The organism is Streptosporangium sp. NPDC050148, from assembly GCF_055586505.1.
Genome location: NZ_JBVJIA010000027.1, coordinates 1 through 22,991, shown reverse-complemented (window position 1 = coordinate 22,991; position 22,991 = coordinate 1). Strand labels below are relative to the sequence as shown.

The 22,991-nt window shown below is 70.2% G+C and carries 22 protein-coding genes; 13 read left to right on the top strand and 9 right to left on the bottom strand.

Annotation, left to right across the window (positions count from 1 at the left end):
• Positions 1-343 precede the first annotated feature (343 nt).
• The 7 genes from ACZ6RT_RS27135 to ACZ6RT_RS27105 all read left to right on the top strand — a co-directional run bounded on the left by ACZ6RT_RS27135 (position 344) and on the right by ACZ6RT_RS27105 (position 8,904).
• Positions 344-1,765, top strand: coding sequence for an extracellular solute-binding protein (locus ACZ6RT_RS27135; RefSeq protein WP_470156952.1), 1,422 nt, complete (start codon positions 344-346; stop codon positions 1,763-1,765).
• On the top strand, positions 1,762-2,709 hold the full coding sequence (locus ACZ6RT_RS27130) for a carbohydrate ABC transporter permease (protein ID WP_470156951.1): 948 nt from the start codon (positions 1,762-1,764) through the stop codon (positions 2,707-2,709). Before ACZ6RT_RS27135 ends, ACZ6RT_RS27130 begins: the two co-directional genes overlap by 4 nt.
• Complete coding sequence (locus tag ACZ6RT_RS27125; protein WP_470156950.1) at positions 2,709-3,620, top strand: carbohydrate ABC transporter permease; 912 nt, start codon at positions 2,709-2,711, stop codon at positions 3,618-3,620. The genes ACZ6RT_RS27130 and ACZ6RT_RS27125 overlap by 1 nt, the downstream gene beginning before the upstream one ends.
• Entirely contained in the window at positions 3,620-4,687 is a 1,068-nt protein-coding gene (locus ACZ6RT_RS27120) for an ABC transporter ATP-binding protein (RefSeq protein WP_470156949.1), read from the top strand. Before ACZ6RT_RS27125 ends, ACZ6RT_RS27120 begins: the two co-directional genes overlap by 1 nt.
• Complete coding sequence (locus ACZ6RT_RS27115) at positions 4,687-5,763, top strand: ABC transporter ATP-binding protein (protein WP_470156948.1); 1,077 nt, start codon at positions 4,687-4,689, stop codon at positions 5,761-5,763. The genes ACZ6RT_RS27120 and ACZ6RT_RS27115 overlap by 1 nt, the downstream gene beginning before the upstream one ends.
• 288 nt (positions 5,764-6,051) lie before the next feature.
• The gene (locus ACZ6RT_RS27110) at positions 6,052-7,512 is read left to right on the top strand and encodes an NAD-dependent succinate-semialdehyde dehydrogenase (RefSeq protein ID WP_470156947.1); all 1,461 of its coding nucleotides are present in this window, start codon (positions 6,052-6,054) and stop codon (positions 7,510-7,512) included.
• Between the two features lie 135 nt (positions 7,513-7,647).
• Entirely contained in the window at positions 7,648-8,904 is a 1,257-nt protein-coding gene (locus ACZ6RT_RS27105; RefSeq protein WP_470156946.1) for an iron-containing alcohol dehydrogenase, read from the top strand.
• A 1-nt stretch (position 8,905) separates the two neighbouring features.
• On the opposite strand, the gene ACZ6RT_RS27100 is transcribed toward ACZ6RT_RS27105, so the two are convergent.
• The 3 genes from ACZ6RT_RS27100 to ACZ6RT_RS27090 all read right to left on the bottom strand — a co-directional run bounded on the left by ACZ6RT_RS27100 (position 8,906) and on the right by ACZ6RT_RS27090 (position 11,404).
• A complete protein-coding gene (locus ACZ6RT_RS27100; RefSeq protein WP_470156945.1) occupies positions 8,906-9,715 on the bottom strand; it encodes an ABC transporter ATP-binding protein in 810 nt (269 codons plus the stop codon).
• Positions 9,716-9,717: 2 nt separating this feature from the next.
• Positions 9,718-10,740, bottom strand: a complete 1,023-nt coding sequence (locus ACZ6RT_RS27095; protein WP_470156944.1) for a FecCD family ABC transporter permease — start codon at positions 10,738-10,740, stop codon at positions 9,718-9,720.
• A 298-nt stretch (positions 10,741-11,038) separates the two neighbouring features.
• Positions 11,039-11,404, bottom strand: coding sequence for a helix-turn-helix transcriptional regulator (locus ACZ6RT_RS27090; protein WP_470156943.1), 366 nt, complete (start codon positions 11,402-11,404; stop codon positions 11,039-11,041).
• Positions 11,405-11,687: 283 nt separating this feature from the next.
• Between ACZ6RT_RS27090 and ACZ6RT_RS27085 the strand changes: the two genes are divergently transcribed.
• The 4 genes from ACZ6RT_RS27085 (at position 11,688) to ACZ6RT_RS27070 (ending at position 14,540) form a co-directional block, all read left to right on the top strand.
• Positions 11,688-12,050, top strand: coding sequence for an STAS domain-containing protein (locus tag ACZ6RT_RS27085; RefSeq protein WP_470156942.1), 363 nt, complete (start codon positions 11,688-11,690; stop codon positions 12,048-12,050).
• A gap of 415 nt (positions 12,051-12,465) precedes the next feature.
• Positions 12,466-12,897, top strand: a complete 432-nt coding sequence (locus ACZ6RT_RS27080) for an Hsp20/alpha crystallin family protein (protein ID WP_470157014.1) — start codon at positions 12,466-12,468, stop codon at positions 12,895-12,897.
• Positions 12,898-13,076: 179 nt separating this feature from the next.
• Positions 13,077-13,955 (top strand): mechanosensitive ion channel domain-containing protein, encoded by an 879-nt coding sequence (locus ACZ6RT_RS27075; RefSeq protein WP_470156941.1) that lies wholly within the window; start codon positions 13,077-13,079, stop codon positions 13,953-13,955.
• 345 nt (positions 13,956-14,300) lie between these two features.
• Positions 14,301-14,540 (top strand): HIT family protein, encoded by a 240-nt coding sequence (locus tag ACZ6RT_RS27070; protein ID WP_470157013.1) that lies wholly within the window; start codon positions 14,301-14,303, stop codon positions 14,538-14,540.
• 14 nt (positions 14,541-14,554) lie between these two features.
• Here ACZ6RT_RS27070 and ACZ6RT_RS27065 read toward each other — a convergent pair whose 3' ends face one another.
• The 6 genes from ACZ6RT_RS27065 to ACZ6RT_RS27040 form a co-directional block, all read right to left on the bottom strand.
• Complete coding sequence (locus ACZ6RT_RS27065) at positions 14,555-15,199, bottom strand: transaldolase family protein (RefSeq protein ID WP_470156940.1); 645 nt, start codon at positions 15,197-15,199, stop codon at positions 14,555-14,557.
• Between the two features lie 102 nt (positions 15,200-15,301).
• Positions 15,302-16,768, bottom strand: coding sequence for a xylulokinase (gene xylB / locus ACZ6RT_RS27060; RefSeq protein WP_470156939.1), 1,467 nt, complete (start codon positions 16,766-16,768; stop codon positions 15,302-15,304).
• 2 nt (positions 16,769-16,770) lie between these two features.
• On the bottom strand, positions 16,771-17,442 hold the full coding sequence (locus ACZ6RT_RS27055; protein WP_470156938.1) for an SIS domain-containing protein: 672 nt from the start codon (positions 17,440-17,442) through the stop codon (positions 16,771-16,773).
• A gap of 47 nt (positions 17,443-17,489) precedes the next feature.
• A complete protein-coding gene (locus tag ACZ6RT_RS27050; protein ID WP_470156937.1) occupies positions 17,490-19,112 on the bottom strand; it encodes a sugar ABC transporter ATP-binding protein in 1,623 nt (540 codons plus the stop codon).
• Entirely contained in the window at positions 19,113-20,114 is a 1,002-nt protein-coding gene (locus ACZ6RT_RS27045; RefSeq protein ID WP_470156936.1) for a substrate-binding domain-containing protein, read from the bottom strand.
• Between the two features lie 6 nt (positions 20,115-20,120).
• Positions 20,121-21,158, bottom strand: coding sequence for an ABC transporter permease (locus ACZ6RT_RS27040; protein WP_470156935.1), 1,038 nt, complete (start codon positions 21,156-21,158; stop codon positions 20,121-20,123).
• Between the two features lie 125 nt (positions 21,159-21,283).
• On the opposite strand from ACZ6RT_RS27040, the gene ACZ6RT_RS27035 reads away from it, so the two are divergent.
• Positions 21,284-22,273 (top strand): sugar-binding transcriptional regulator, encoded by a 990-nt coding sequence (locus ACZ6RT_RS27035; protein ID WP_470156934.1) that lies wholly within the window; start codon positions 21,284-21,286, stop codon positions 22,271-22,273.
• On the top strand, positions 22,266-22,901 hold the full coding sequence (locus ACZ6RT_RS27030; RefSeq protein WP_470156933.1) for a hypothetical protein: 636 nt from the start codon (positions 22,266-22,268) through the stop codon (positions 22,899-22,901). The genes ACZ6RT_RS27035 and ACZ6RT_RS27030 overlap by 8 nt, the downstream gene beginning before the upstream one ends.
• The last annotated feature ends 90 nt before the right edge of the window (positions 22,902-22,991 follow it).

The window sequence follows — 22,991 nt, the reverse complement described above, 5'->3', positions numbered from 1 at the left end:
ATCGCAATGCTGCAAGATATTGACGCTCCCACCCGGATCGTATAGGAAAGGTGGCGGATGCCACCCATCCTTCACCCATCGCGGAACCGCCCGCCATCGCTCCGATTCGATCAGTCGGAGCTCTCGTGAGCATGCTCGACGTCCTCCTCGATCCGCCACCGGGCCGTACAAGGACCGAAGGACTTCTCGACTGCTTGAAGCCCCATTACATCGCGGCGTACTCGTGACGCCGGTCTGCGGGTCAGCCCCTGCGACCGCCGGCAACACGCCTGAACGACCCGGCAACCGCCCGGCGAAGCACGCGGCAAGGCCCAGAGGTCCCCCCAGAAAGCAGGACAAGAAGATGCGGTATCCGCGAACAGGACGACCGTCCGTCCCCCGCCGGAAGGTGCGGCTGGCGACGGCGGCCATGCTGGTGGCCACGACCATGGCGGCCTGCGGCCAGGACGACGGCGCGAAGGCCGGCGCCCCCAAGGCGCCGGCGGCCGTCCCGGAGCTCACCAAGGACCCGCTGACCCTCAGCTTCATCTGGTTCGACTGGCCCCCCGCCCACGCTCTGGAGGACTTCGCGAACGCGGAGTACACCAAGCTGCGGTCGAACGTGACCATCAAGGTCAACACCGTGCCGAACGCGAACTGGCACGACGCGATGTTCACCCAGTTCGCAGCGCACAAGACCGACTTCGACATCCCGATCCTGGACTCGCAGCACATCGGCGAGGCCGTGACGAACGGCAACATCCTCGACCTCACCGACTTCGTCAAGAAGAACATCGACGTCAAGGCCTACAACCCCTACCTCCTGGCGGCCTACGGCCAGTACCCCCAGGCGGAGACCGGCAAGCGCGACGAGAACGCCAGCCTGTACGGACTGCCGCTGCTCGGCGACACCTGGACGATGATCTACCGCAAGGACCTGATCGGCGACAAGCCACCGCAGACGTGGGACGAGATGATCTCGACCGCCGAGAAGTGCCAGGCCGACAACCCCGGCGTCAGCGGGCTGGCCTTCCACCAGGCCAACGGCTCCGACGCCGCGGCCGTGACCTACAACACGGTCAACGGCGTCTACGGCGGCAACCTCTGGAACCCCAAGACGCGCAAGATCGACGGCGTCATCAACGACACCGCGGGCCAGCAGGCGATGGACGTCCTGGTCAACAAGATGAAGCCGCTGACCGCCAAGGGTTCCGGTAACTGGTTCATCGACGAGGTGAACGCGGCGGTCGCCCAGGGCAAGGCGTGCATCGCGTTCAACTGGATCGCCGCGAGCGGCGGCCTGCTCGACCCCGAGCAGTCGACGCTCGGCACCACGCGGGAGCAGATCCTCGACAAGCTGGGGTTCGCCACCCTGCCGAGCCAGAAGACGAACCTGGTGCCCCTCGGCGGCATGGGGATGCACGTGTCGGCCTACTCGTCCGCGGAGAAGCAGGCGGAGGCCCTGAACTTCATGAAGTGGTTCGAGCAGGCCGACGTCCAGAAGAAGTGGGCCGCGGCCGGTGGCGTGCCGTCGCGCACGGACGCCCTGGAGTCGCCCGAGTTCCTCGACGCCGGGCCGTTCAACCAGGTGTACACCGACTCGGTCTCGCGGATGCGGGACATGTGGAACGTCCCCGAGTACGCGCGCATGGTCGACATCGAGAACACCAACGTGAACGCGGCCCTCAACGGCGCCAAGACGCCGAAGGAGGCGCTCGACGACATCGCCAAGGAGCAGCAGGCCGTGCTCGACTCCGGCAACCGCAAGGGCGGCGGCGGACTGTGAGTGACCCCGCCCCCCCGACGACCGGCCACCCCGGGCAGGTGGTGTCCGCGACGCCGCCCGCCCCGGGCCGGTCCCGCCTGAGCGACCGCCGGCTCACCGTGGCCTTCATCTCCCCGGCGCTGCTGCTGTTGCTCGCCATGTCGGTGTTCCCGTTGCTGTGGGCGTTGTACCTGTCCTTCACCGACTACTCGGCCACCCGCGGGGGGTCCGCCAATTTCGTCTGGTTCGAGAACTACACCGCCATCCTGACGTCGCCGCAGGTCCACCTGAGGGCCTTGACGACGTTGGTCTACGTGGTCGGCGCGGTCACCCTGCAGACCGTGCTCGGTTTCACCATCGCCTACCTGATCTCGCGGCGCACGCACGGGCGAGGACTGCTGACCACCCTGTTCCTGGTTCCGATGATGCTGTCGCAGGTCGTGGTCGGGCTGTTCTGGCGATTCATGCTCGACGCGCAGTTCGGCGTGATCAACAGCATGCTCGGCTCGCTCGGCCTGGGGCAGGTGGAGTGGCTCACCCGGCAGCGAACGGCGTTGATCTCCCTGATCGTGGTCGACACCTGGCAGTGGACGCCGTTCATCATGCTCATCGCCCTCGCGGGCCTCACCGCGGTCCCCAGGTACCTGTACGAGGCCGCCTCGATCGACCGGGCGTCCGAGTGGTTCCGGTTCCGCACCATCACCCTTCCGCTGGTGTGGCCGCTTCTCCTCATCGCCGTGCTGTTTCGGGCCATCGAGGCCTTCCGGCTGTTCGACCTCGTCTACATCCTCACCAGCGGAGGCCCGGGGGTCTCCACCGAGACGTTGTCGTTCCACGTCTACAAGGTCGCCTTCCTGGGCTTCAACACCGGAACCGCCTCCGCGTACGGGATCCTCATGGTCCTCGTCGTCATCGTCCTCACGCAGCTCTACCTGCGCTACCTGAACAAGCTCAAGGAGGACTGATGGCCCTCTCCGTCGACGAGGCCGTGTCCGCGGGTCCTGCCCGGGATCGCACGCCCCCCGCGCGCCGCCGCGGCGGCCGGGGCCGCTCCGTGCTGGAGATCGCGCTGCTGGCCGTGCTGGCCGTCGTGATGCTCTTCCCGGTGCTGTGGATGATCGAGACGTCCATCAAGGAGAACCGCGACGTCTACGCCGTCCCGGCCAAGTTCTTCGACTTCACGGTCACCATGGACCACTTCAAGGACGTGTTCCTCGCCTCCGGCGGCGGCCGCTCGTCCCTGTCCGTGGCGTTCCTCAACTCCGTCGTGGTCGCCGGGGCCTCCACGGCACTGGCCACCGTGCTGGGCGTCCCGGCGGCCTGGGCCTACTCGCGCTTCGCCGTGAAGGCCAAGAAGGACCAGCTGTTCTTCATCCTGTCCACCCGCTTCATGCCGCCCGTGGTGGTCGTGATCCCGATCTTCCTCATGTACCGCCAGGCCGGGCTCATCGACACCAAGCTCGGCCTGATCCTCATCTACACCGCGTTCAACGTCCCGTTCACCATCTGGATGATGAAGGGGTTCGTCGACGAGGTTCCCGCGGAGTACGAGGACGCCGCCATGCTCGACGGCTACACCCGCCTGCAGGCGTTCTGGAGGTTCACCCTCCCCCTGCTCCTGCCCGGCATCGCCGCGACGGCGGTCTTCGCACTCATCTTCTCCTGGAACGAGTTCGTGTTCGCCATCTTCCTCACCTCCAGCGACAGCGTGCGGACGGCCCCGTCCGCCATCGCCGGCCTCATCGGCGGAACCACCGTGGACTGGGGTCTCGTGGCCGCCGCCTCCGTGGTGTTCGCCCTGCCGGTGCTCGTCTTCGCCTACCTGGTGCGCAAGCACCTCGTCGCCGGCGTGACGCTCGGGGCGGTGCGACGCTGATGGCGGGCATCGAGGTGACCGCCCTGCACAAGCGCTACCCGGACGGGACGGTCGCGGTCGAACACGTGGACCTGTCCATCGGCGACGGCGAGCTGTTCGTGATGCTCGGCCCCTCGGGGTGCGGCAAGACGACCACGCTGCGGGCCATAGCCGGCCTGGAGAGGCAGACCACCGGCGACATCCGCATCGGCGAGACCCTGGTCAACGACCTGCCGCCCGCCGAGCGCGACATCGCCATGGTGTTCCAGTTCTACGCTCTCTACCCGCACCTGAGAACCCGCGACAACCTGGCGTTCCCGCTGCGGGCCGAAGGGCTGCCCAAGCAGGAGGTGCACGAGCGGGTCGACGAGGCCGCCCGGCTGATGCGGCTCGGCCCGCTCCTGGACCGGCGGCCGCACCGGCTGTCCGGCGGGGAGCAGCAGCGCGTCGCACTCGCCCGCGCCCTGGTGCGGCGACCACGCGCGTTCCTCATGGACGAACCCCTCACCGATCTGGACGCGGAGCTGAGGGCCGACATGCGCACGGAGATCAAGCACCTGCAGGGGGAGTTGGGGACGACGATGGTCTACGTCACCCACGACCAGGTCGAGGCGATGTCGCTCGGTCACAGGATCGCCATCCTCAACAAGGGCCGCGTCGAGCAGATCGGCACACCGCTGGAGGTCTACGACCGTCCGGCGAGTCTCTTCTGCGCCGCGTTCATCGGCTCCCCGCCGATGAACCTGATCGAGGTGGAGGTGGCCGACGGGAAGCTGCGCGGCCAGAGCGGGCTGGCCCTCACCCCGCCGCCGAGCCTGCCGCGCGGCCGTTCCCTGGTCGCAGGCGTCCGGCCGGAGGCGCTGGAGGTCACGGAACCGGGAGCGGAACGTTCGGTCCCGGCCCGCGTGATCTCGGCCGAGTGGCTCGGCGACGAGATCATCTACGTGCTCGACCACGACGGCCGGCGCGACGTACGGGTCCGGATGCCACCGACCGTCCGATTCGCCGCCGACGCACCGGTCGGGCTGCGGCACACCGGCGGGCCCCCGCCGGTCTACGACGTGAGCACGGAAGAGCTGGTGGCCTGATGGGAACCGTGGCGGTGCACGACCTGTGCAAGTCCTTCGGTAAGGTCCAGGCCCTGGACGGGGTGACGCTGGACGTGCCGGACGGCTCGTTCTTCGTCGTGCTCGGGCCCTCCGGGGCGGGCAAGACGACGACCCTGCGAGCGATCGCCGGCCTGGAGAGGCTCGACGCCGGGTCGGTGCGTCTGGACGGCAGGGACGCGACCGGTGACACCCCGGCCGCACGCGACCTGGCCATGGTCTTCCAGAGCTACGCCCTCTACCCGCGGCACACCGTGTACGAGAACATCGCCTCACCGCTGCGGGCACGCCGCCGTTCCTCGGGCGAGATCGCCGCCGCCGTCGGGCAGATGTCGAACCTGCTGCACATCGAACGTCTGCTGCAGCGTCGTCCCGCGCAGTTGTCGGGCGGTGAGATGCAGCGTGTCGCCCTGGCCCGTGCGCTGGTCCGCCGCCCGCGCGCGTTCCTCATGGACGAGCCGCTGACCAACCTCGACCTCAAGCTCCGCGTCGAGATGCGCACCGAGCTCACCCGCATCCACCGCAGCCTCGGGGCGACCTTCGTCTACGTGACCAACGACCAGGTCGAGGCCCTGTCCATGGCCGACCAGGTCGCGGTCCTCAAGGAAGGAAAGGTGCAACAGGTCGGAACGCCGGCCGAGGTGTACGAGCGCCCGGCCAACCAGTGGGTCGCGGGCTTCGTCGGGAGCCCGCCGATCAGCCTGCTCGCCTGCCACGCCGAGGGGGACCGCCTGGTCGGGGCCGAAGGCTGGACGCTGCCGCGGCCCCGCTGGACCACCGCCGAGGACGGTCGTCCGCTGCTGCTGGGCCTGCGCGCGGAGGACCTGTCCGTCGAGCGGCGCGGGGACGCGTCGCTGCCGGGTGAGCTCTACGGCCTTGAGCCGCTCGGTGACCGGACGGTGGTCGACGTCCAGGTGGGGACGGAGATCCTCAAGGTCAAGGCACGGCCCACCGTCACCGGCACGCCGGGCGAGCGGCTGCTCGTCACGGTCGACCTGGACCGTGCGCACCTGTTCGACGCGGGCACCGGGCTGGCGCTGTCCGAGGCCGGGAGATAACCGCGCAGGGCGGCGACGTCACCGTGCGCCCGCACGCGGCGATCGAGCCTCGGCGGACCGTCACCGGCGAGCACGGCCTGACGACACCGAAGCGGCCATGGCCCGGGAAGGCGATCGGCGGCGCGGGGCGTCGCCCCGCGGCCGGGGCCGAGGCCACGTCCGAGCCGCTCGGCACCCTCGGCCCCGACGAGGCCGTGCGACCCGTTCGTCGACGCGTGGGGCGCGATCACCGAGGTCACGCCGGACACCACCAAGGACATCACCAAGGACATCACAGGAGGCGACCCGATGAACGACCCGATGAACGTCCTGGCCCCCGAGCACCGGCGGCTCCGGATCGGCGACGCCTGGCGCGACGCCGCCGACGGAGCCACCTTCGCCGTCGAGGACCCGGCCACCGGCAAGACCATCGCCGAGGTGGCGGACGCCGGCGTCGTCGACGGGCTCGCCGCTCTGGACGCGGCGAGCAGGGCGATGGCGCAGTGGGCGGCGACCCCGCCGCGAAAACGGTCGGAGTTGCTGACCGCGACGTACCGGGCACTGACCGAGCGATCCGAGGAGGTCGCCCGGCTGATAACGCTCGAGATGGGCAAGCCGCTCGCCGAGGCCCGGGGAGAGGTGGCCTACGGCGCCGAGTTCTTCCGCTGGTTCGCCGAGGAGGCGGTGCGCGTCGAGGGGCGTTACAACACCGCTCCCGCGGGTGGATATCGCATCCTCACCGTGCCGAAGCCGGTCGGACCGTGCGTCTTCGTGACGCCCTGGAACTTCCCGCTGGCCATGGGCGCCCGCAAGATCGCTCCTGCGCTGGCGGCGGGCTGCACGACGATCACCAAGCCGGCGGCCCAGACGCCGCTCACCATGCTGCTTCTGGCCCGCATCATGGAGGAGGTCGGCGTCCCCCCGGGCGTCGTCAACGTCGTGACGACCGGGCGTGCCGGCGAGGTGGTCTCGGCACTGCTGGCCGACCGCCGGACCCGCAAGCTCTCGTTCACCGGGTCGACCGAGGTCGGTCGCGTGCTGCTGCAACAGGCGGCCGACAACGTGCTGCGCACCTCCATGGAACTGGGCGGCAACGCGGCCCTGATCGTGTGTGCCGACGCGGACCTGGACGTCGCGCTCGACGGTGCCATGGTGGCCAAGATGCGCAACATCGGGGAGTCCTGCATCGCGGCCAACCGGATCTACGTCGAGGAGCCGGTGCGCGAGGAGTTCACGGCGCGCTTCGCCGAGCGGATGGGCGCGCTCTCGGTGGGCCATGGTCTCGACGACGGCGTGGACGTCGGGGCGTTGATCGACGAGGCCTCGGTCACCAAGATCGACGAGCTCGTCGCCGACGCGGTCGATCGCGGCGCCCGCGTCCTGGTGGGCGGCGGGCGCCCGGACGGGCCGGGCCACTTCTACCCGCCCACGGTCCTCGTCGACGTGCCCGAGGACGCGCGGATACTGCAGGCGGAGATCTTCGGCCCGGTGGCGCCGATCATCTCGTTCACGTCCGACGACGAGGTGATGGCGAAGGCCAACGACACCGAGCACGGCCTGGTCGGATACGTCTTCACCCGTGACCTCCAGCGGGCGCTCCGGTTCACCGAGGGGCTCCAGACGGGCATGGTCGGCGTCAACCGTGGCCTGATCTCGGACCCGTCGGCTCCGTTCGGAGGCGTGAAACAGTCCGGGATCGGCAAGGAGGGGTCGCACGAGGGCATCCTCGAGTACCTCGACGTCACCTACGCGGCGATCGACCTGCCGTGACCGATCCGCCGCTCCGGGTGCCCGCCGAGGATCACCATGACCTGTGCGCACATGACCTGACCGGCCTCCGCCCGTGGGGCGGGCCCCGGACCTCCGCCCGGCACATCACCGCCGACGTTCCAGAGAGGCACCGACATGCTTGAGACCGTCCGCGGACCACGCCAGCTGATGGTGGGCGAAGGGGTCGCGCAGAACATCCCACGAGTGGTGGCCGAGTGCGGCTCGCGCGTCCTCATCGTGACCGACCGGGTTCTGCTGGGGCAGCCGGGCGTGGCCGGGATCGTGGCCGCCGTGCGGGAGAAGGTCGACGTCGTCGGGGTGTTCGCCGACGCGACCCCGGACGTGCCGCTCGCCGACGTCGCCCTGGCCGTCTCGGCCGCCGCGGAGGTGGACGCCGACGTGATCCTCGCCATCGGGGGTGGCACGGTGATCGACCTCGCCAAAATCGTCGGCGTCATCCGGCGCCACGGCGGGACGCCGCGCGACTTCTACGGCGAGTCGAAGGTGCCGGGGCCGACGTTTCCTCTCGTCGCGGTCCCGACGACGTCAGGCACCGGCTCCGAGCTCACGCCCGTCTCGGTGCTGACCGACCCGGACCGCGCGCTGAAGGTGGGGGTCTCCAGCGTCCACATCGTGCCCGACTTCGCCATCGTCGACCCCGAGCTCACCTACACCTGCCCCGCGACCGTCACCGCCCACTCCGGCATCGACGCGTTCTGTCACGCGGTGGAGAGCTACACCGCGCGACCCCGGGCCCACGGACCGCGCGACCCGGTGGAGCAGGTCTTCCTCGGCCGCAACCCGATCACCGATCACTACGCGCTCCTGGCCGCGGAGCGGATCGCCCGCAGCCTGCCCCGTGTCGTCAGGGACGGAGGCGACAAGGACGCGCGCGCGGACATGTCCTACGGGTCCATGCTGGCCGGGCTCGCGTTCTCCCACGCGGGCAACGCGGCTCCGCACGCCCTCCAGTACCCCATCGGCGCGGCCACCCGCACGCCGCACGGCCTGGGCGTCGGGCTGCTGCTGCCCTACGCGCTGGACGCGGCCAGGGATGCCATCGGCGACCGGCTGGCCGTCCTTGCCAGGGTGTGCGGGCTCGACGTGACCGGCGCCTCGGACGCCGAGGCCGCGGACACGTTCCTCAGCTGGCTCGACGGGCTCCTTGCCGACATCGGCATCCCCGCCACCCTGGCGGACATCGGCGTGGCGCGCGCCGACCTCCCGCGCTTCGCGGAGATGGCCGGTGGCGTCACCCGCCTGATCCAGAACCATCCGGGCCCGACCGACACCGCCAGCCTGACCGCGATCCTCGAAGCGGCCTGGGCCGGGGACCGGACCCGACACGTCCTGACTCCGGAGCGGAGAACGTCATCATTCCGCTGCGGATAGATCAAGTCGATCGCACCACAGCCTTGCGACCCGGGCACGTCTGCGGATGAGCCCGGTGAGCTGATCTCGCCGCCACCTGGCGGGGCCAGGTGGCCGGTACATGCATGGCCAACACGGCCGATTCAGCGCTCGCTCTGGCTTTCCGGACCTGAGCGGGAGGGCCGCAGGCCACGAGGCTCCTCTGAGACAGCACCACCAGCCGGTCGCAGGCGGAGGCGGCGAGGTTGAGGTCGTGCAGGGTGACCAGCACGCTGAGATCGGAGTCCCGGAGCATCGACAGCAGCCGGAGCTGATGGTGCAGGTCGAGGTGGTTGGTCGGCTCGTCCAGGATCAGGACCCGGGGCTCCTGCACGAGGGCGCGGGCCACCAGGACCCGCTGGCGTTCGCCGCCCGACAGCGACAGCACGCCGCGGCCAGCCAGGTGCGAGACCTCCGTCTGTGCCATGGCCCGGCGGCACAGCTCGCGCTCGGTCGCGCCGAGCGCCTGGTCGCCTCGCAGGTGCGGGGTACGGCCGAGTGCGACGATCTCCTCGACGGTGAAGTCGAGGTCGGATCCTCCCTCCTGGGTGAGGGCCGCGATCATCCGGGCACTCTCCCGCAGGGGCATCCGGTCCAGGTCCCTGCCGTCGACGCGCACCGCGCCGCCGGTCGGCCGCAGCGCCCGGTACACGCATCTCAGGGCCGTGGTCTTGCCCGAGCCGTTCGGGCCGACCAGGCCGACGACCTGCCGGGGGCCGACGGTGAGCGCGAGGTCGCGCAGCAGAGCGGTCCCGTCGACGGAGACCGAGATCTCATCGAGCAGCAACGTCATGGTCAGCGACCTCCGAACAGGTAGTCGCGGCGGCGCAGCAGGACGAGGAAGACCGGGACGCCCACCAGCGCGGTGATGGCACCGATGGGAAGCTCGCGGGGGGCCACCATGGTGCGGGCCAGCAGGTCGGCCCAGACCATGAAGATCGCGCCGACCAGGGGAGTGATCACCAGGACGCGCGCGTGTGCCGCACCGGCCCACAGGCGGACCATGTGGGGCATCACCAGCCCGCCGAACCCGATCGCGCCGCTGACGGCGACCATCGCCCCCGTCGCCAGCGAGGTCGGCACGAACAGTCCCCGGCGGAGCCGGCGGGCGTCCACCCCCAGGCTCGCGGAGGTCTCGTCGCCCAGGGCGAGCACGTCCAGGCTCCGGCCGAGCCGTGCCAGGACGACGAGTGAGACGGCGACGGCGAAGGTCACCAAGGGCAGGGCTCCCCAGGTCGCCGCCCCGAAACCGCCCATCGACCAGAACAGCACCGTGCTGGTCGCCTCGCCGTCCGGCACGAAGTACACGATCACGCTCATCACGGCCTGGAAGCCGAACGCCATCGCCACGCCGGTGAGCACCAGCCGCAGCGGCGCCAGACCCGCCGCTCCCCGCGAGGTGAGGTAGACGAGGGCGGAGACGAGCAGCGCCCCGAGGAACGCGCCGGCCGAGACCGCGTAGATCCCCAGCGCGGCGAGGGAACCGGAGACGGTGACCAGCACCGCTCCCGCCGAGGCTCCCGAGGACACGCCCAGGACGAACGGGTCGGCCAGCGCGTTGCGGACCATGGCCTGGATCGCCACGCCCACCGCGCTGAGCCCGGCCCCGACCACGGCGGCCAGGAGCACGCGCGGGGTCCGTACCTGCCAGATGATCTGGTACGACGTCACCTCTTCGGCGGTGATCCGACCTCCGCTGAGAGCGGCCCACAGGTAGCGGAGCGTTTCACCGGGCGGCACGGCCGCGGCGCCCAGACCGATCGCCAGCAGCACCGAGGTGGCGAGCGCGCAGGCCAGCAGGCCGACGACCAGGGGCATCACCGGTACGCGCGCCGGTGGCCGGAGAGCTTCCTCCGCCGGTGGCCGGGAGGCTTCCTCCGCCGGGGGCGCGAGGGCAGGGGTGGAGCGCACGTCGAGATCCGGGCGCTGTGGGGCGGGGGACGAGCCCACGAAATACTCCGATAATGGGAACCGTTTTCATGAGACGGTAGCAGTGACCGCGAGGAGCCCGATCCTCGGGGCCCAGGTCGGGGTCCTTCGTGGAACGACGGTGAGTTCGCCGGCCCGGCCGTGATCGGCGGGATCCCGGGCGGGTGCACCTCGGACCGGGGCGCGATCACCCGCCGGCGTCGCCCGGGAGCGGCGATGCCGGATCCGCGTGATGGGTCCGGCGGGTCCGGTCGTGGCGGGTGAAGATGTCCAGCAGCATGCCGATGGGCACATCCGCCTCGGTGGGATAACGGAAACGCCGGTCGGGGTCGATGGTGTAGTGGTTGCGGCGGCCGACTTTGGAGCGGGTCAGATACCCCGCCCGGTGCAGGTCGGTCACGATGCCCTGCGCCGCGCGCTCGGTGATGCCGATGACGGCCGCGATGTCGCGCAACCGCGCCCGCGGGTCGCGGGCGATCTCCAGCAGGACCCGGGCATGGTGGGTCAGAAAGGTCCACGAGGACGAAGGCTGATCGGGACTGTTGGCGGCCACGTCACACCCTTTCCGCGTCGCCGGAGCAGATCGCCGTGGAACGGACGGCTACGGACACCAGCACAGGAAGAAGGATACCGGAAACATCTTTCGTGTATCCTCTTTCCGGCGTAAAGTGAAGGGGCCGGATTCACCGGCGCACATCAGGGCAGGCAAGGGGATCGATCACATGGCTGTCGTGCAGCACCGGCCCTCGCCGGTCGCCTCGCCGGTCTTCTCGCCATGCCGGGCGACACCGGCCGCCGGCCCCGTCGGCCCGCGACGAACACCCGAAGGCGAAACCGTGACCGTCAACGTGCAGGAGCAGGCCGTCTCCGGTGAGCGCCGGGTCGAGGCCGTGCTCTACCTCGATCGCGTCCTGCGCATCGGTTACGACCCGGCCCCGCCCGGAGGCCTGGCCCGGCTGGTCGGCGAACTCGACGCCACCAACACCCGCGCGGTGGCCCAGACCCTGACCCGGGCCCGCGCGGCAGAGGCCCCCCTCGTCGTCGACGTCAGCCGGTTGACGTTCGTCGACCTCGGCGGCCTGCGCATGCTGACCGGCCTGTGCCGCGACGGCGAAGCCCGTCTGAGCGGCGTGCCGGCCCGTATGAAGCGCCTACTCAGGCTCCTGGACCAGGCAGAGGCCCTCGACAAGTGCGCATGACGGCACTCGGCCGGCGTGCCGGGTGGCATCGGAGGGACGCCATCACCGGCGTGCGAGGGGGAGGGGCGCCGGTCCGGCGCACGCGGTGCACACGGCGCACACGGTGCACGCCCCCAAACGCTCCGCCTCTGCCGCCGTACCGGCACCTCCCCGTCTGCTCGGAGCCGGGTACGGAGTCCGGCGCGTCCGTACTCGCGCAGGTGTGCGCGCCGGCACCGGCCGGTCCGCCCGCCCCGAAGATCGGATGCGGGCGCCCGGCAAGGCCCGGCCGTCAGCCTTCGAAAAGACGGCAGCGTCAAGATTGACAGTGACACGAGCATGTTGTACTGGTGGAAGCGCGTTGAGTCGAGGGCACTCAACACCGGGCATCCCGGTACCGAGGCTTTGGTGAAGGAGCACCAAGGAGGAAATGACCATGCTGATGCGTACCGATCCCTTCCGGGGCATCGACCACATTTTCGAGCAGCTCGTCGGCACCGTGAGCCGGCCCGCGGTGATGCACGTCGACGCGGAACGCGACGGTGACTGGTTCAACGTCCACTTCGACCTGCCCGGCGTCGACTCCGACTCGATCGACGTCACCGTCGAGCGCAACGTGCTGACGGTCAAGGCCCAGCGGCAGCGCCGGAGCAAGGACGGCGCGGAGAGCGTGATCTCCGAGCGGCCGATGGGCGTGTTCAGCCGGCAGCTGTTCCTGGGTGACACCCTCGACACCGACAGGCTCGAAGCCGTCTACGACGCCGGTGTGCTGAGCTTACGCATCCCGGTGTCGGACAAGGCCAGGCCCCGCAAGATCAGCATCAGAAGCGGCAACGGCAACGGCGACCGCAAGCAGATCACGGGCTGACCCGCGCCGCGCCCACCGCGCCCACCCGTGAGCCCTATCCCTGGTCACCTCCGAAGCGGTCCGGTGCCCTCACCCGGGGGTGCCGGACCGCGAACCGGCCACGCGCGCCGGCCCGCTCGCGTCCTGCGCGCCGTCACCGGACCCACATCCGTCACAGTCTGGACCCGAAGAATCACACCATGCTCGACCCGCAAGAACACACCCTGGTGCTCGACCCGCGAGAACACACCGCGGCACGCCCCGTTTCCCAGCCCGGCACCGAACGCTCCTCGTCGTACGCCTCGGGCGACGCGCGTACACGCCTGCCCGTACCCGGCAGGCAGCCCGCGGCGTTGACCATGCTCGCCGTCGTCGCCGCGGTCATCGCATCCGCCGGCGACCTGCGCTCACCGGACCTGAGCGGCCGGCTGCTGTGCGCCGCGGGCGCCGCCGTCTTCATCGTCTCCGCCACCATGGCGGTCCTGCGCGGCGCCACCTGGCTGCGCACCCGCACAGCCGCCCGTATCGGCGAGACGCACGCCAGCGTCGTGCGCATCCTCGCCGTCGTGACCGGCGCCGCAGGCACCCTCCTGCTCACCTTGGGACTGCTCGCCGTACCGGTGGGGCAGCTGCTGCTCGGCGGCGCGCTCACCGGCGCCCTGCTGGGCATCGCCGGCCAGCAGACCCTGGCCAACCTCATCGCCGGCGTCGTCCTGCTGTTCACCCGCACCGTCAGCGTCGGCGACCACATCCGGCTGCACTCGGGCACCCTGGGGGGCACCTTCGAAGGTACCGTCACCGAGATCGGCCTCATCCACGTGCACCTGCGCACCCCCGACGCCCCACTGGCGATACCCAACACCCAGCTGCTGAGCGCCGCCATCGCCGTGGTGCACCCCCACGCCGCCCCGCCCGCCACCACCTCCGCCGCACGACCGCGCCGCCGCGGCATCCGACGCCGTCAGCCCCACCCCGCCAGGGAACCCGCCACACCTCACACCACCCGCGTCCTGCCCGCCGTCCACCAGACATCCCTCGCCGACAGCGCGCACAACAGCCCTACAGCGACGAGCAGCTAGAAATGCGCACCTCGGCGAGTCCGGGATCGGCCTGAACCACCGTCTGCGAACGTCACAGCGTGGATCGATCACCTACGGTGCAGATCCGTGCCCGATCGGATCGATCGTCACCTCGGGCCTCTCACTCCGGGCCGGAACCGACCGCCGAGCAGACATGCGCCGTGACCGTGGGGGACGGGGAGTGGTTCTCACGTACGTGAGGGGAGGGAAGACCACGCCGTGAGGGGCGCAGGGAGAGGGCAGGACGCCGATGGTCACCGTCGTCTGTCGGCGGTGCCGCCACGAGATCGGGTGTGCCGACTTCTGCCGCGATCGGTGGTCAGCCGGTGACTATACGGTCATTTCATCATAAATCTACATTGCAAAGGGGAAAGAAGAATTCAAAATCAAGAAAATAGAGTCGGAGAGACCAGTGCCCAGGTCTGGCGGGCCCGACAGCGGGTCGCCCGGGCGCTTCGCCGGCGGTCGGGGGTACGTTGTGAGCGGATGAACCTCTTCCTCGCCGACGGCGAGGTGGCCTTCCAGGAGGTCTTCCACCTGCACCTGCACATCATCCCCAGATACTCGGGGGATGGTTCCGAGTGATTTCGGAGGCGTCGTCAATTCTGGCGCGCCGCGATGGTCTCGAACTGGTCGGCAGCGGCGAGCGTGGGCTCGTCGGCCAGTAGTGCTTCGCACAGCGGAGCGCTCAGCGCGAAGTCGGGTACGCCCGCGGCGGCCAGCGCCGCGACGTCCTCCCGGTCACGCAGGCTCGCCGCGAGCACCCGCGTGCCCGATCCGGACAACACCTGATGCATCTGGATCGTCTCGGCGACGCCGTCGCGGCCCTGGTCCGTCATCCGGCCGACGTACGGCGCGATGAAGCGCGCGCCGACGGCATCCGCGAACAGTGCCTGCGTCGCGTGGTGGACGGCGGTGACCAGAATGGGCACGTCCTCGTCCGCCAGGACACGGGCGGCGCCCAGTCCCTCCCGCGTGGCGGGGATCTTCACGATCGCCTGCGGTCCGAGGTCGCGGATCCTCCTGCCCGCGGCGAGGATCTTCCCGGCGGTCGTGCCCAACGTCTGCATGAATACCTGCTTCGCGCCCGCGGCCGTGGCCCAGGCGAATACGGCGGGAAGGTCGGCCTGGATCAGCCCGGCGCGAGCGAGCAGCGCAGGATTGGTGGTGACACCGGCGAACAGGCCGGTGGCCAGCAGAGGTTCAACGGCCGAGCGTTCCGCGGAGTCGACGTAGAGGGGCATGGGTCCATTCCTTTGCACGGATCTGTGAATGGCGGGTACACGAATCTATGGATGGGGGATGCAATCGAGGGCGGGTGCACGAGTCCGTGAGACGGCGATCTGTCAGCCGTTGTCCGCCCTCACCTGCTCGGCCAGCAGCAGGTAGCGCTCCATCAGCGCGGCCGAGTCGCCGGGCCGGGGAGTTACGATCGTCGCCAGAGGTGGACGCCACGCGTCGCGCACGTCCTTGATATCGGAACCGGAGAGCACTGCGCTGCCCTGGACGCAGGCACCCCGGGCGCTCACCTCGGGTGCGTCCCGCGTGATCACCGGACGGCCGAGTACGTCCGCGAGGACCTGCCGGTAGGCGAGGGATCGTGCGCCTCCGCCCACGGCCACCACCTCGCCCGGGGTCGGCACGCCCGCGGCGTCGATCGCTTGGTGCCCGCGCACGAGCCCGAAGATCACGCTCTCGAACACGCTGAGCGCCAAGCCTTCACGTGTCGAGGCGGTCGTCAGGCCGGCCATCACCCCCTGGGCGTTCGGCAGGTCCGGGCTGCGTTCACCGTCCAGATAGGCGACCAGCGTAGGCCGTGCTTGCGCGGGGTCGGCGGCCAGCGCAAGGTGGCCCAGTGTCCCGACGTCGACCCCCAGCAGGCGGGCGAAGGTGTCGGTGACCTTGGTGGAGTTGAGCGTGCACACCAGCGGCAGGTAGCCCCCCGTCGCGTCCGCGACGCCGTCCACCCAGCCGGTGAAGTCGAAGACGGGGTCGGCACTCACCGACAGCACCACCCCGGAGGTGCCGAGGCTGTAGGCGACGTCGCCGGTCCTCAGGCCGAGACCGACGGCGCCGAGATGCTGGTCGCCGCCGCCCGGGCCGACCAGCACGCCGGGCCGCAGCCCGAGCTCGGCCGCGACCTCGGGCAGCACGCGGCCCGCGGGTTCGGCGAGGCCGAGCACCCGGGGAACCGCCGCGTCCCAGTCGACGTTCGGCGACACCAGCTCGGTGAGCAGGTCGGTACGCCACCGATTCTCGAACGCCGCGTAGTAGCCGGTCCCGGAGGCGTCGGATCGGTCCGTGACACGCTCGCCGGTCAGCCGGTACGTCAGCCAGTCGTGCGGCACCAGCACGGTGGTGAGGCGCCGCAGGTTGCCGGGCTCGTGCTCGGCCAGCCAGGCCAGCTTGGTGACGGTCAGCGCGGCGGTCGGGGTCAGGCCGGTCGCGCGCACCCAGTTCCGGGCCCCGTAGCGCGTCACCAGGCTGGCCGCCTGCGACGCGGACGTCGTGTCGTTCCACAGCTTGGCAGGCCGCAGGACCTGGCCGGCGGCGTCGAGGGCGACCAGGCCGTGACACTGGGCGGTCACGCTCACGGCGTCGATGGAGCCCGGCCGTACGCCTGCGTCCCGGCAGGCCAGGGCGAGCGCGGTGGCCAGGGCGCGCCACCAGGCCGCGGGATCCTGCTCGCTGAGCGGTGGGTGCGTCACCGGATGCGGGGCGCGGCCGGTCCCGAGCAGCGCACCGTCACCGGCGTCGCGGAGCTCCACGGTGCAGGACTGCGTCGAACTGTCGATGCCTGCGACGATGGGCATGGTCAGACCGTGCCCCTCGACACGCCCGCCGCCTCGGTGCCGGCGTCGAAGGTCAGCGCGGGCAGGGGCTCTGGGGCGTCGTCGATCTGCCCCACGGCCCCCGACGGGTGACTGTGCAGCACCTGCTCCCATCCGTAGCCGCGCAGCCTCATCAGGACGTACGCGAGCGCGTCGCCCCACACCGCGGTGACGAGCGTCGAACCCATGGCGATCACCTCGCCCGGATCCACGCCGGGCGGGCTCTCCAGCTTGACCACCAGGTCCGCGCGGTTCCCCAGCTCGGACTCGGTGACCGCCGTCAGGGCGATCACCCGGGCACCGCGTTCCCGTACGCGCTCGGTCAAGTCGTTGATCTCCCGGGACCCGCCGCCCCGCGAGATCGCGATCAGGATGTCGCCCTCCGTGACGGCTCCCATCGTGCCGTGCAGGGCGTCGGCCGCCTGGATGAACAGCGCCGGCGTGCCGCAGACGGACAGCAAATGAGCCATGCGCCGGGCCACCGCCCCGGAGGTCCCGGCCCCCGTGACGAACACCTTGCCCTCGCAGTCGTAGAGCAGGCGGGCCGCCTCTACGAAGCTGTCGTCCAGCTGGTCGGCGACGGACAGCACGCCGTCCGCTTCCCGGCGTACGACTTCGCGGCCCTCGGACAGCACATCATTCGCAGCAGCGGCCATCAATGTTCTCTGTTGCCTTTCTTGGGGAGCGGGCCCGAGGCGGGGGATCATGCCGCCCCCCACGCGACCTGCCGGAGTTTGACCAGCGTGAGCTCGGAGGCGAGCTGGACGCCGCCGTCGCATCGCCCGTGCGAGAACGTCACGACGTCGTCGGACACGTCGAGGATCTCCTCCTCCTCGCTCGACACGACCACGACGGTCATGCCCTGCTCGGAGGCGAGGCGGCGGAGCAGGCGATGGATCTCGGTCTTCACGCCGATGTCCACGCCCTTGGTGGGCTCGTCCAGAAGCAGTAGTCGGGGCTCCTGCGCCAGCGCTCGCGCCAGAAGGACCTTCTGCTGGTTGCCGCCGGACAGGCTGACGACCGGGGCGTCTCTGTCGCCGCGCACGTGGAGCTGGTCCATGAACCGGGCGGCGCTCCTTGCCATGGCACGGCGGTCCAGCACTCCGTACCTGGAGAAGCCGTGCAGCACGGGCAGGACGATGTTCGTGGCGGAGTCGAGCCCAGGCACGATCCCGTCGACCTTGCGTTCCTCGGTGAGGTAGACGACGCCGGCTCGCCGCGCGTGGGAGGGGTTGCGCGGCCGATAAGGCTCTCCGAACAGCTCCAGCCGCCCGGCGTCGATCCTGTCCAGCCCGACCAGCGCGCGCAGGAACTCCGTGCGCCCCGACCCGACAAGGCCGTAGACGCCGAGAACCCGTCCCGGATAGGCGTCGAGGGACACGTCGGTGAGGCCGGGCGCCCGCAGGCCGCGCACCCGGAGGCTCGGCCGGGCCCCGACCGGCAGCGCCGAGACGGGACGCCGTCCCTGGGGCCGCCCTGACGCCAGGTCGCCCAGTTCCTCCACCGGGAGCTGGTCGTACTGCCCAGTCTCGGCCAGGTGCACGGCGGCTTCCTCACCCGCGATCGCGCGGATGACGTCCGCCCGGTCGGTCTCCTCGACCGGCCCGGCGATTCGGACCTCACCGTCGACCAAGGCCACGACCGAGTCGGCCACGGCGTACAACTCGTCGAGCTTGTGGTCGACGAGTAGTACGCCGAGTCCCGACTCCCTGGTCAAGGACCTGATCAGTTCGAGCAGCCTGTCGACCTGCTCACCCTCCAGACTCGTCGTCGGCTCGTCCAGGAGCAGGAAACGGGTCTCGCGCTCGGTGGCGATCGCGATCTCCAGGAGCTGTCGGGTGGCCACCGGATAGTGGCCCAGCGGCCGGTCCACGTCGACCCGCAGACCGAAGCGATCGACCAGGTCCCGGGCCGCTCGGCGCATGCCTTCGCCGTCGAGCGTCCGCGCGCCGCGCCGCCGCTCGCGGCCCAGGAACACATTCTGGGTGATCGTGAGGTTCGGCAGGAGCGACAGCTCCTGGTAGACGGTGGAGATGCCGGCCTTCAGGGCGACCGCGGGGCCGGTCAGCTGCATCCGGCCGCCGTTCACGCTGATCGTCCCCTCGTCCGGCCTGATCGCCCCGGAGAGCGTCCTGAGCAGGGTGGACTTGCCCGCGCCGTTGTGCCCGACCAGTCCGACGACCTCGCCGGGCCGGACGGTGACGGTCACGCCGGAGAGCACGGGGACACCGGCGTATCGCTTGACGATCCCCTCGGCCCGGAGACCCTCCGCCGGTCCGGGGTGCGCTCCTCCGGCCGACGTGGCCGTGGCCGTCGGCCCGGTCATTCAGCCCACCTCGCCCGGTGCGGGCGTCTGGCCCTTGGTGTAAAGCTTGAGCGGGCGCAGGATCTGGGCCTCGGGCTTGGCGCCGCCCAGCCAGGCGGAGATCTGCTCGATCACGCGTTTGCCGTAGTCCTCGGGCTCCTGTGCCACGCACGCCGGGTACTGGTCGGTCAGCGGCTCGTCGGCCGCGCAGAAGCCGTAGACCTTGACCTTCTTGCCGCCGCTCTGGATGGCTTGGAGCGCTCCATAAGAGGCGGGGCCGGTGCTGGTGAACAGGACGTTCACGTCCGGGTTGCCCTGGAGCAGCTCGGTGGTCGCGGCAAGGCTGTCGTCGGGCTTGACGTTGCCGTCCACCTTGGCCACGATCTTGGCCTTGACGTCGGCGGCGACGGTGTCCTCGAAGCCCTTGTCCCGGGCGACGACCGGGCCCTCGTCGGGCTCGGTGATGAAACCGACCTTGAGGTCGGCGTCGGCGCCGATGTCCTTGAGCACCTGCTCGGCCACCTGCTTCCCGCCCGCGGCGTTGTCGGCGCCGAGGTACTGCACGATGCTCGCGCCCTGGGCCTTGAGCGCGGCGTCGTCCACGGTGACGTTCACGGTGAACACGGGCACGCCCGCGTCGTTGGCCAGTTTCACGATCGCTGCGGCGGGCTCGGACTTCACGGGGTTGAGCGCGAGCGCGCACGGCTTCTTCTGGAGCATCGCCTGGACCTGGGCGAGCTGTGCCGCGTCGTCGTCGTTGGCGATCTGGACCTCGGTCTCGAAGCCCGCCGCCTGGCCCGCCGTCTCGAAGCCCTTCTTCATGGCCACGTAGTAGGGGTTGGTCAGGTTGGGGAGCGCGACCGCCACGTACTTGGAGTCGGCGGCGCACGCCTCGGGCCGGGGGATGCCGCCCTCGGGCTTGCCGGCGCCGGCCTGGGCGCCGGTGTCGACCCCTGTGCTACATCCGGCGAGGGTCAGCGCGGCGAGCGCCGCGCCGGTGGCCAGGGAAAAACGTCGCTTCATGGGGAGCTACCTCCGGTTTTCGTTGGAAACAGCGCCTTCGCCCGGCGCGAGGGAATCGAGCGGTTCACGAGCTGTCGTCGGGCCCGGGGGACCGGAACGGCTGAACAGCCGGGAGAAGTCGGAGAGTGAGAGCCTGCGGCGGTAGGTGTCGAGGCTGACGCCGAGCAGGATGATGACGCCGATGACGAGCGGCTGCCAGAAGCTGTCGACGCCGATGACGTTCATGCCGTTGGACACGGTCGCGATCAGCACCGCGCCGAGGAAGGCGCCGGGGACGGAGCCGATGCCGCCGAACAGGCTGACGCCGCCGACAACGGCCGCCGCGATGGAGAAGAACAGCTCGTTGCCCGAACCGGCGGTGGGGTAGCCGACCATGAGCCGGCTGGTGGTGATGAGCCCGCCGAACGCCGCGCACAGGCCGCTCACCGCGTAGACCAGCATGGTGGTGCGCCCGATCCCGATCCCGGCAAGGCGGCTGGTCTCGGTGTTGCCGCCGACGGCGTAGATGTGCACGCCCGTGGCGGTCCTGCGCAGGAAGAAGGCCAAGACGCAGGCGGCGACGATGACCAGGACTACCGGCATCGGGACGCCCAGCAAGGCGCCGCGGCCGATGACGGCGAACATCGGGTCGGTGACCGACACCGACTTCGCGCCGGTCATGATCTGGGGAATGCTCGCGGCGATGCCGAAGGTGGAGAAGGTCACGATGAACGGCGGAAGCTTCAGGTAATGGATGATCGCGCCGTTGAACAGGCCGACTACGATTCCTGCGAGAATGGCCACCAGCGCGGCGATCGGCCACCCGACCCCTGCCTTCATGACGACCGCCGCCAGCATCCCCGTCAGGGCGACGTTCGACCCCGTGGACAGGTCGATGCCTCCTGTCAGGAGCACGAAGGTCTGCCCCAGGGCGAGGAAGGCGATGACCGCGCCGTTGAGTAGCAAGATCTGTAGGTTGTCGACGGTCCGGAAGTTCTCGGACAGCAGGCTCATGACGAGGGCGACCAGGATCAGAATCCCGAAGATCCCGATCTCGTCCGGCATACGGCGTGTTCTCACAACTGCCCCTCCCGAGCTCCGCTCATATGAGCATCAGGGATGCTCGTTTGTGTACTATAGGGTCCATTAGAGTCTGCTAACAAGGCATACGGGTCGCAGTGAGGTAACGAATGAGCAATGCCGGCGCTCATATGAGCGATATTGCGAAGGTGACGGCCGCCGAACGAAGGCTCATGGCGACCGTCGCGAGACGCTTCTACATTGATGACGTCTCGAAGGTGGAGATCGCCAAGGAGCTCGAGCTCTCGCGATTCAAGATCGCCCGACTGCTTGAGCAGGCGAAGAGCACCGGTATCGTGACCATCACTCTAAGGGACGCCGGGTATGTCGACGACGTCATGTCCGCCCAGCTCAGCGCACATATGCGGCTCCGTGAGGCGATTGTTGTCGAAACGCTCGGAACCGACGCGCAGGTGCGCAGCCAGGTCGGGGCCGCCGCCGCAACCTTGCTCACCGAGACGCTCCACCCCGGCGACGTCCTCGGCCTGGCATGGGGCAGAACCCTCACCGCGATGACCGAGAGCCTCACCTCCCTACCGCCCGTCTCGGTTGTGCAGCTCACCGGTGCCGTCGGCTCCGACCTTGCCGAGTCACCCGTCGAGGTCGTGCGCAAGGCCTCGCTGAGCGCGGGAGGCAAGGCGCACGCCATCTTCGCGCCACTGGTCGTGGAGGACGCGGCGACCGCGGCGGCCCTCCGACGGCAGACCGACGTCGCCGCGGCCATGCGGCTGTTCACTCAGGTGACCGTCGCCGTGGTCGCCGTCGGCTCATGGGATCCGCCGATCTCGCAGTTCCGCGAGGTCATGTCCGACGCCGACCGCGCGGAACTCGCGGCCAGGGGGGTGCAGGCCGAGGTCGCCGGGATCCTCATCGACCGCCACGGGCGCCTCGTCGGAGAGGACTTCGCCGAGCGGTGCCTGTCCATCAGCGCCCAGGAGCTCGGGCGGGTGCCGCGCGTCATCGCGGTCGCCGCAGGCGCCGACAAGGCTGAGGCCGTGCTCGCCGTGGCTCGCTCCGGGCTGCTGTCCTCCCTGGTCACCGACCGAGCCCTCGCCGAGGTCGTGCTCCACGAGCCTTTCGACCACCCCGCCGGTGGCTGAGCGTATGCGGATCGCGGGCTCCCTGTGGTCGGTCCCCCCAGCTGCACAGGCAAGTGAGGCGCACCGGCTTCGCGACGCTGGGCTCGACGTGCTCCACTGGGACACTACCGACGGCGTCTTCGCCCGTGAGGGCGGGTTCTCGGTCGAGACGGCCGCCGCAATGACCGGGGAGAGCGGGATGCGCGCCGAGGCCCACCTCATGGTCACCGACCCGCTCGCCCGCCTCGACGCATGGACCGGCTTCTGCGAGCTCGTCATCGTCCACGCCGAGGCCGAGGGGTGGCGGGCGGCGCTCGACCGTATCGAACGACGCGGTTCCCGGCCGGCCCTGGCCCTGTCCCGGGGCACCCCGGCGACGTTCGTGCCCTCGGACGAGCTGGCCGTTCTCACCATGTCGGTCGTCCCGGGGGAGGCCGGCGCCACGTTCGACGAGTCGGCCCTCGCGACCGTGCGGGCGCTCCGGGAGGCCGCCCCCGGAGCCTCCCGCCTGCTGGGGCTCGACGGCGGCGTGACCCGCGAGATTGGCCGTCTCGCCACGGCTAGCGGCGCCGATTGGCTGGTCAGTGGCACCGACCTGTTCGGCTCGTCCACGCCCCGAGCATGGCTCTCCGACGTACGAGGCGCCTAGTACTACAACAGCACTTCGTTGTTGATCGAATGTCGCCGTTGGTAATGGCTGGTGCGGGCGCGGTGTTGCAGGCGGCGTCGGCGAAGTGAC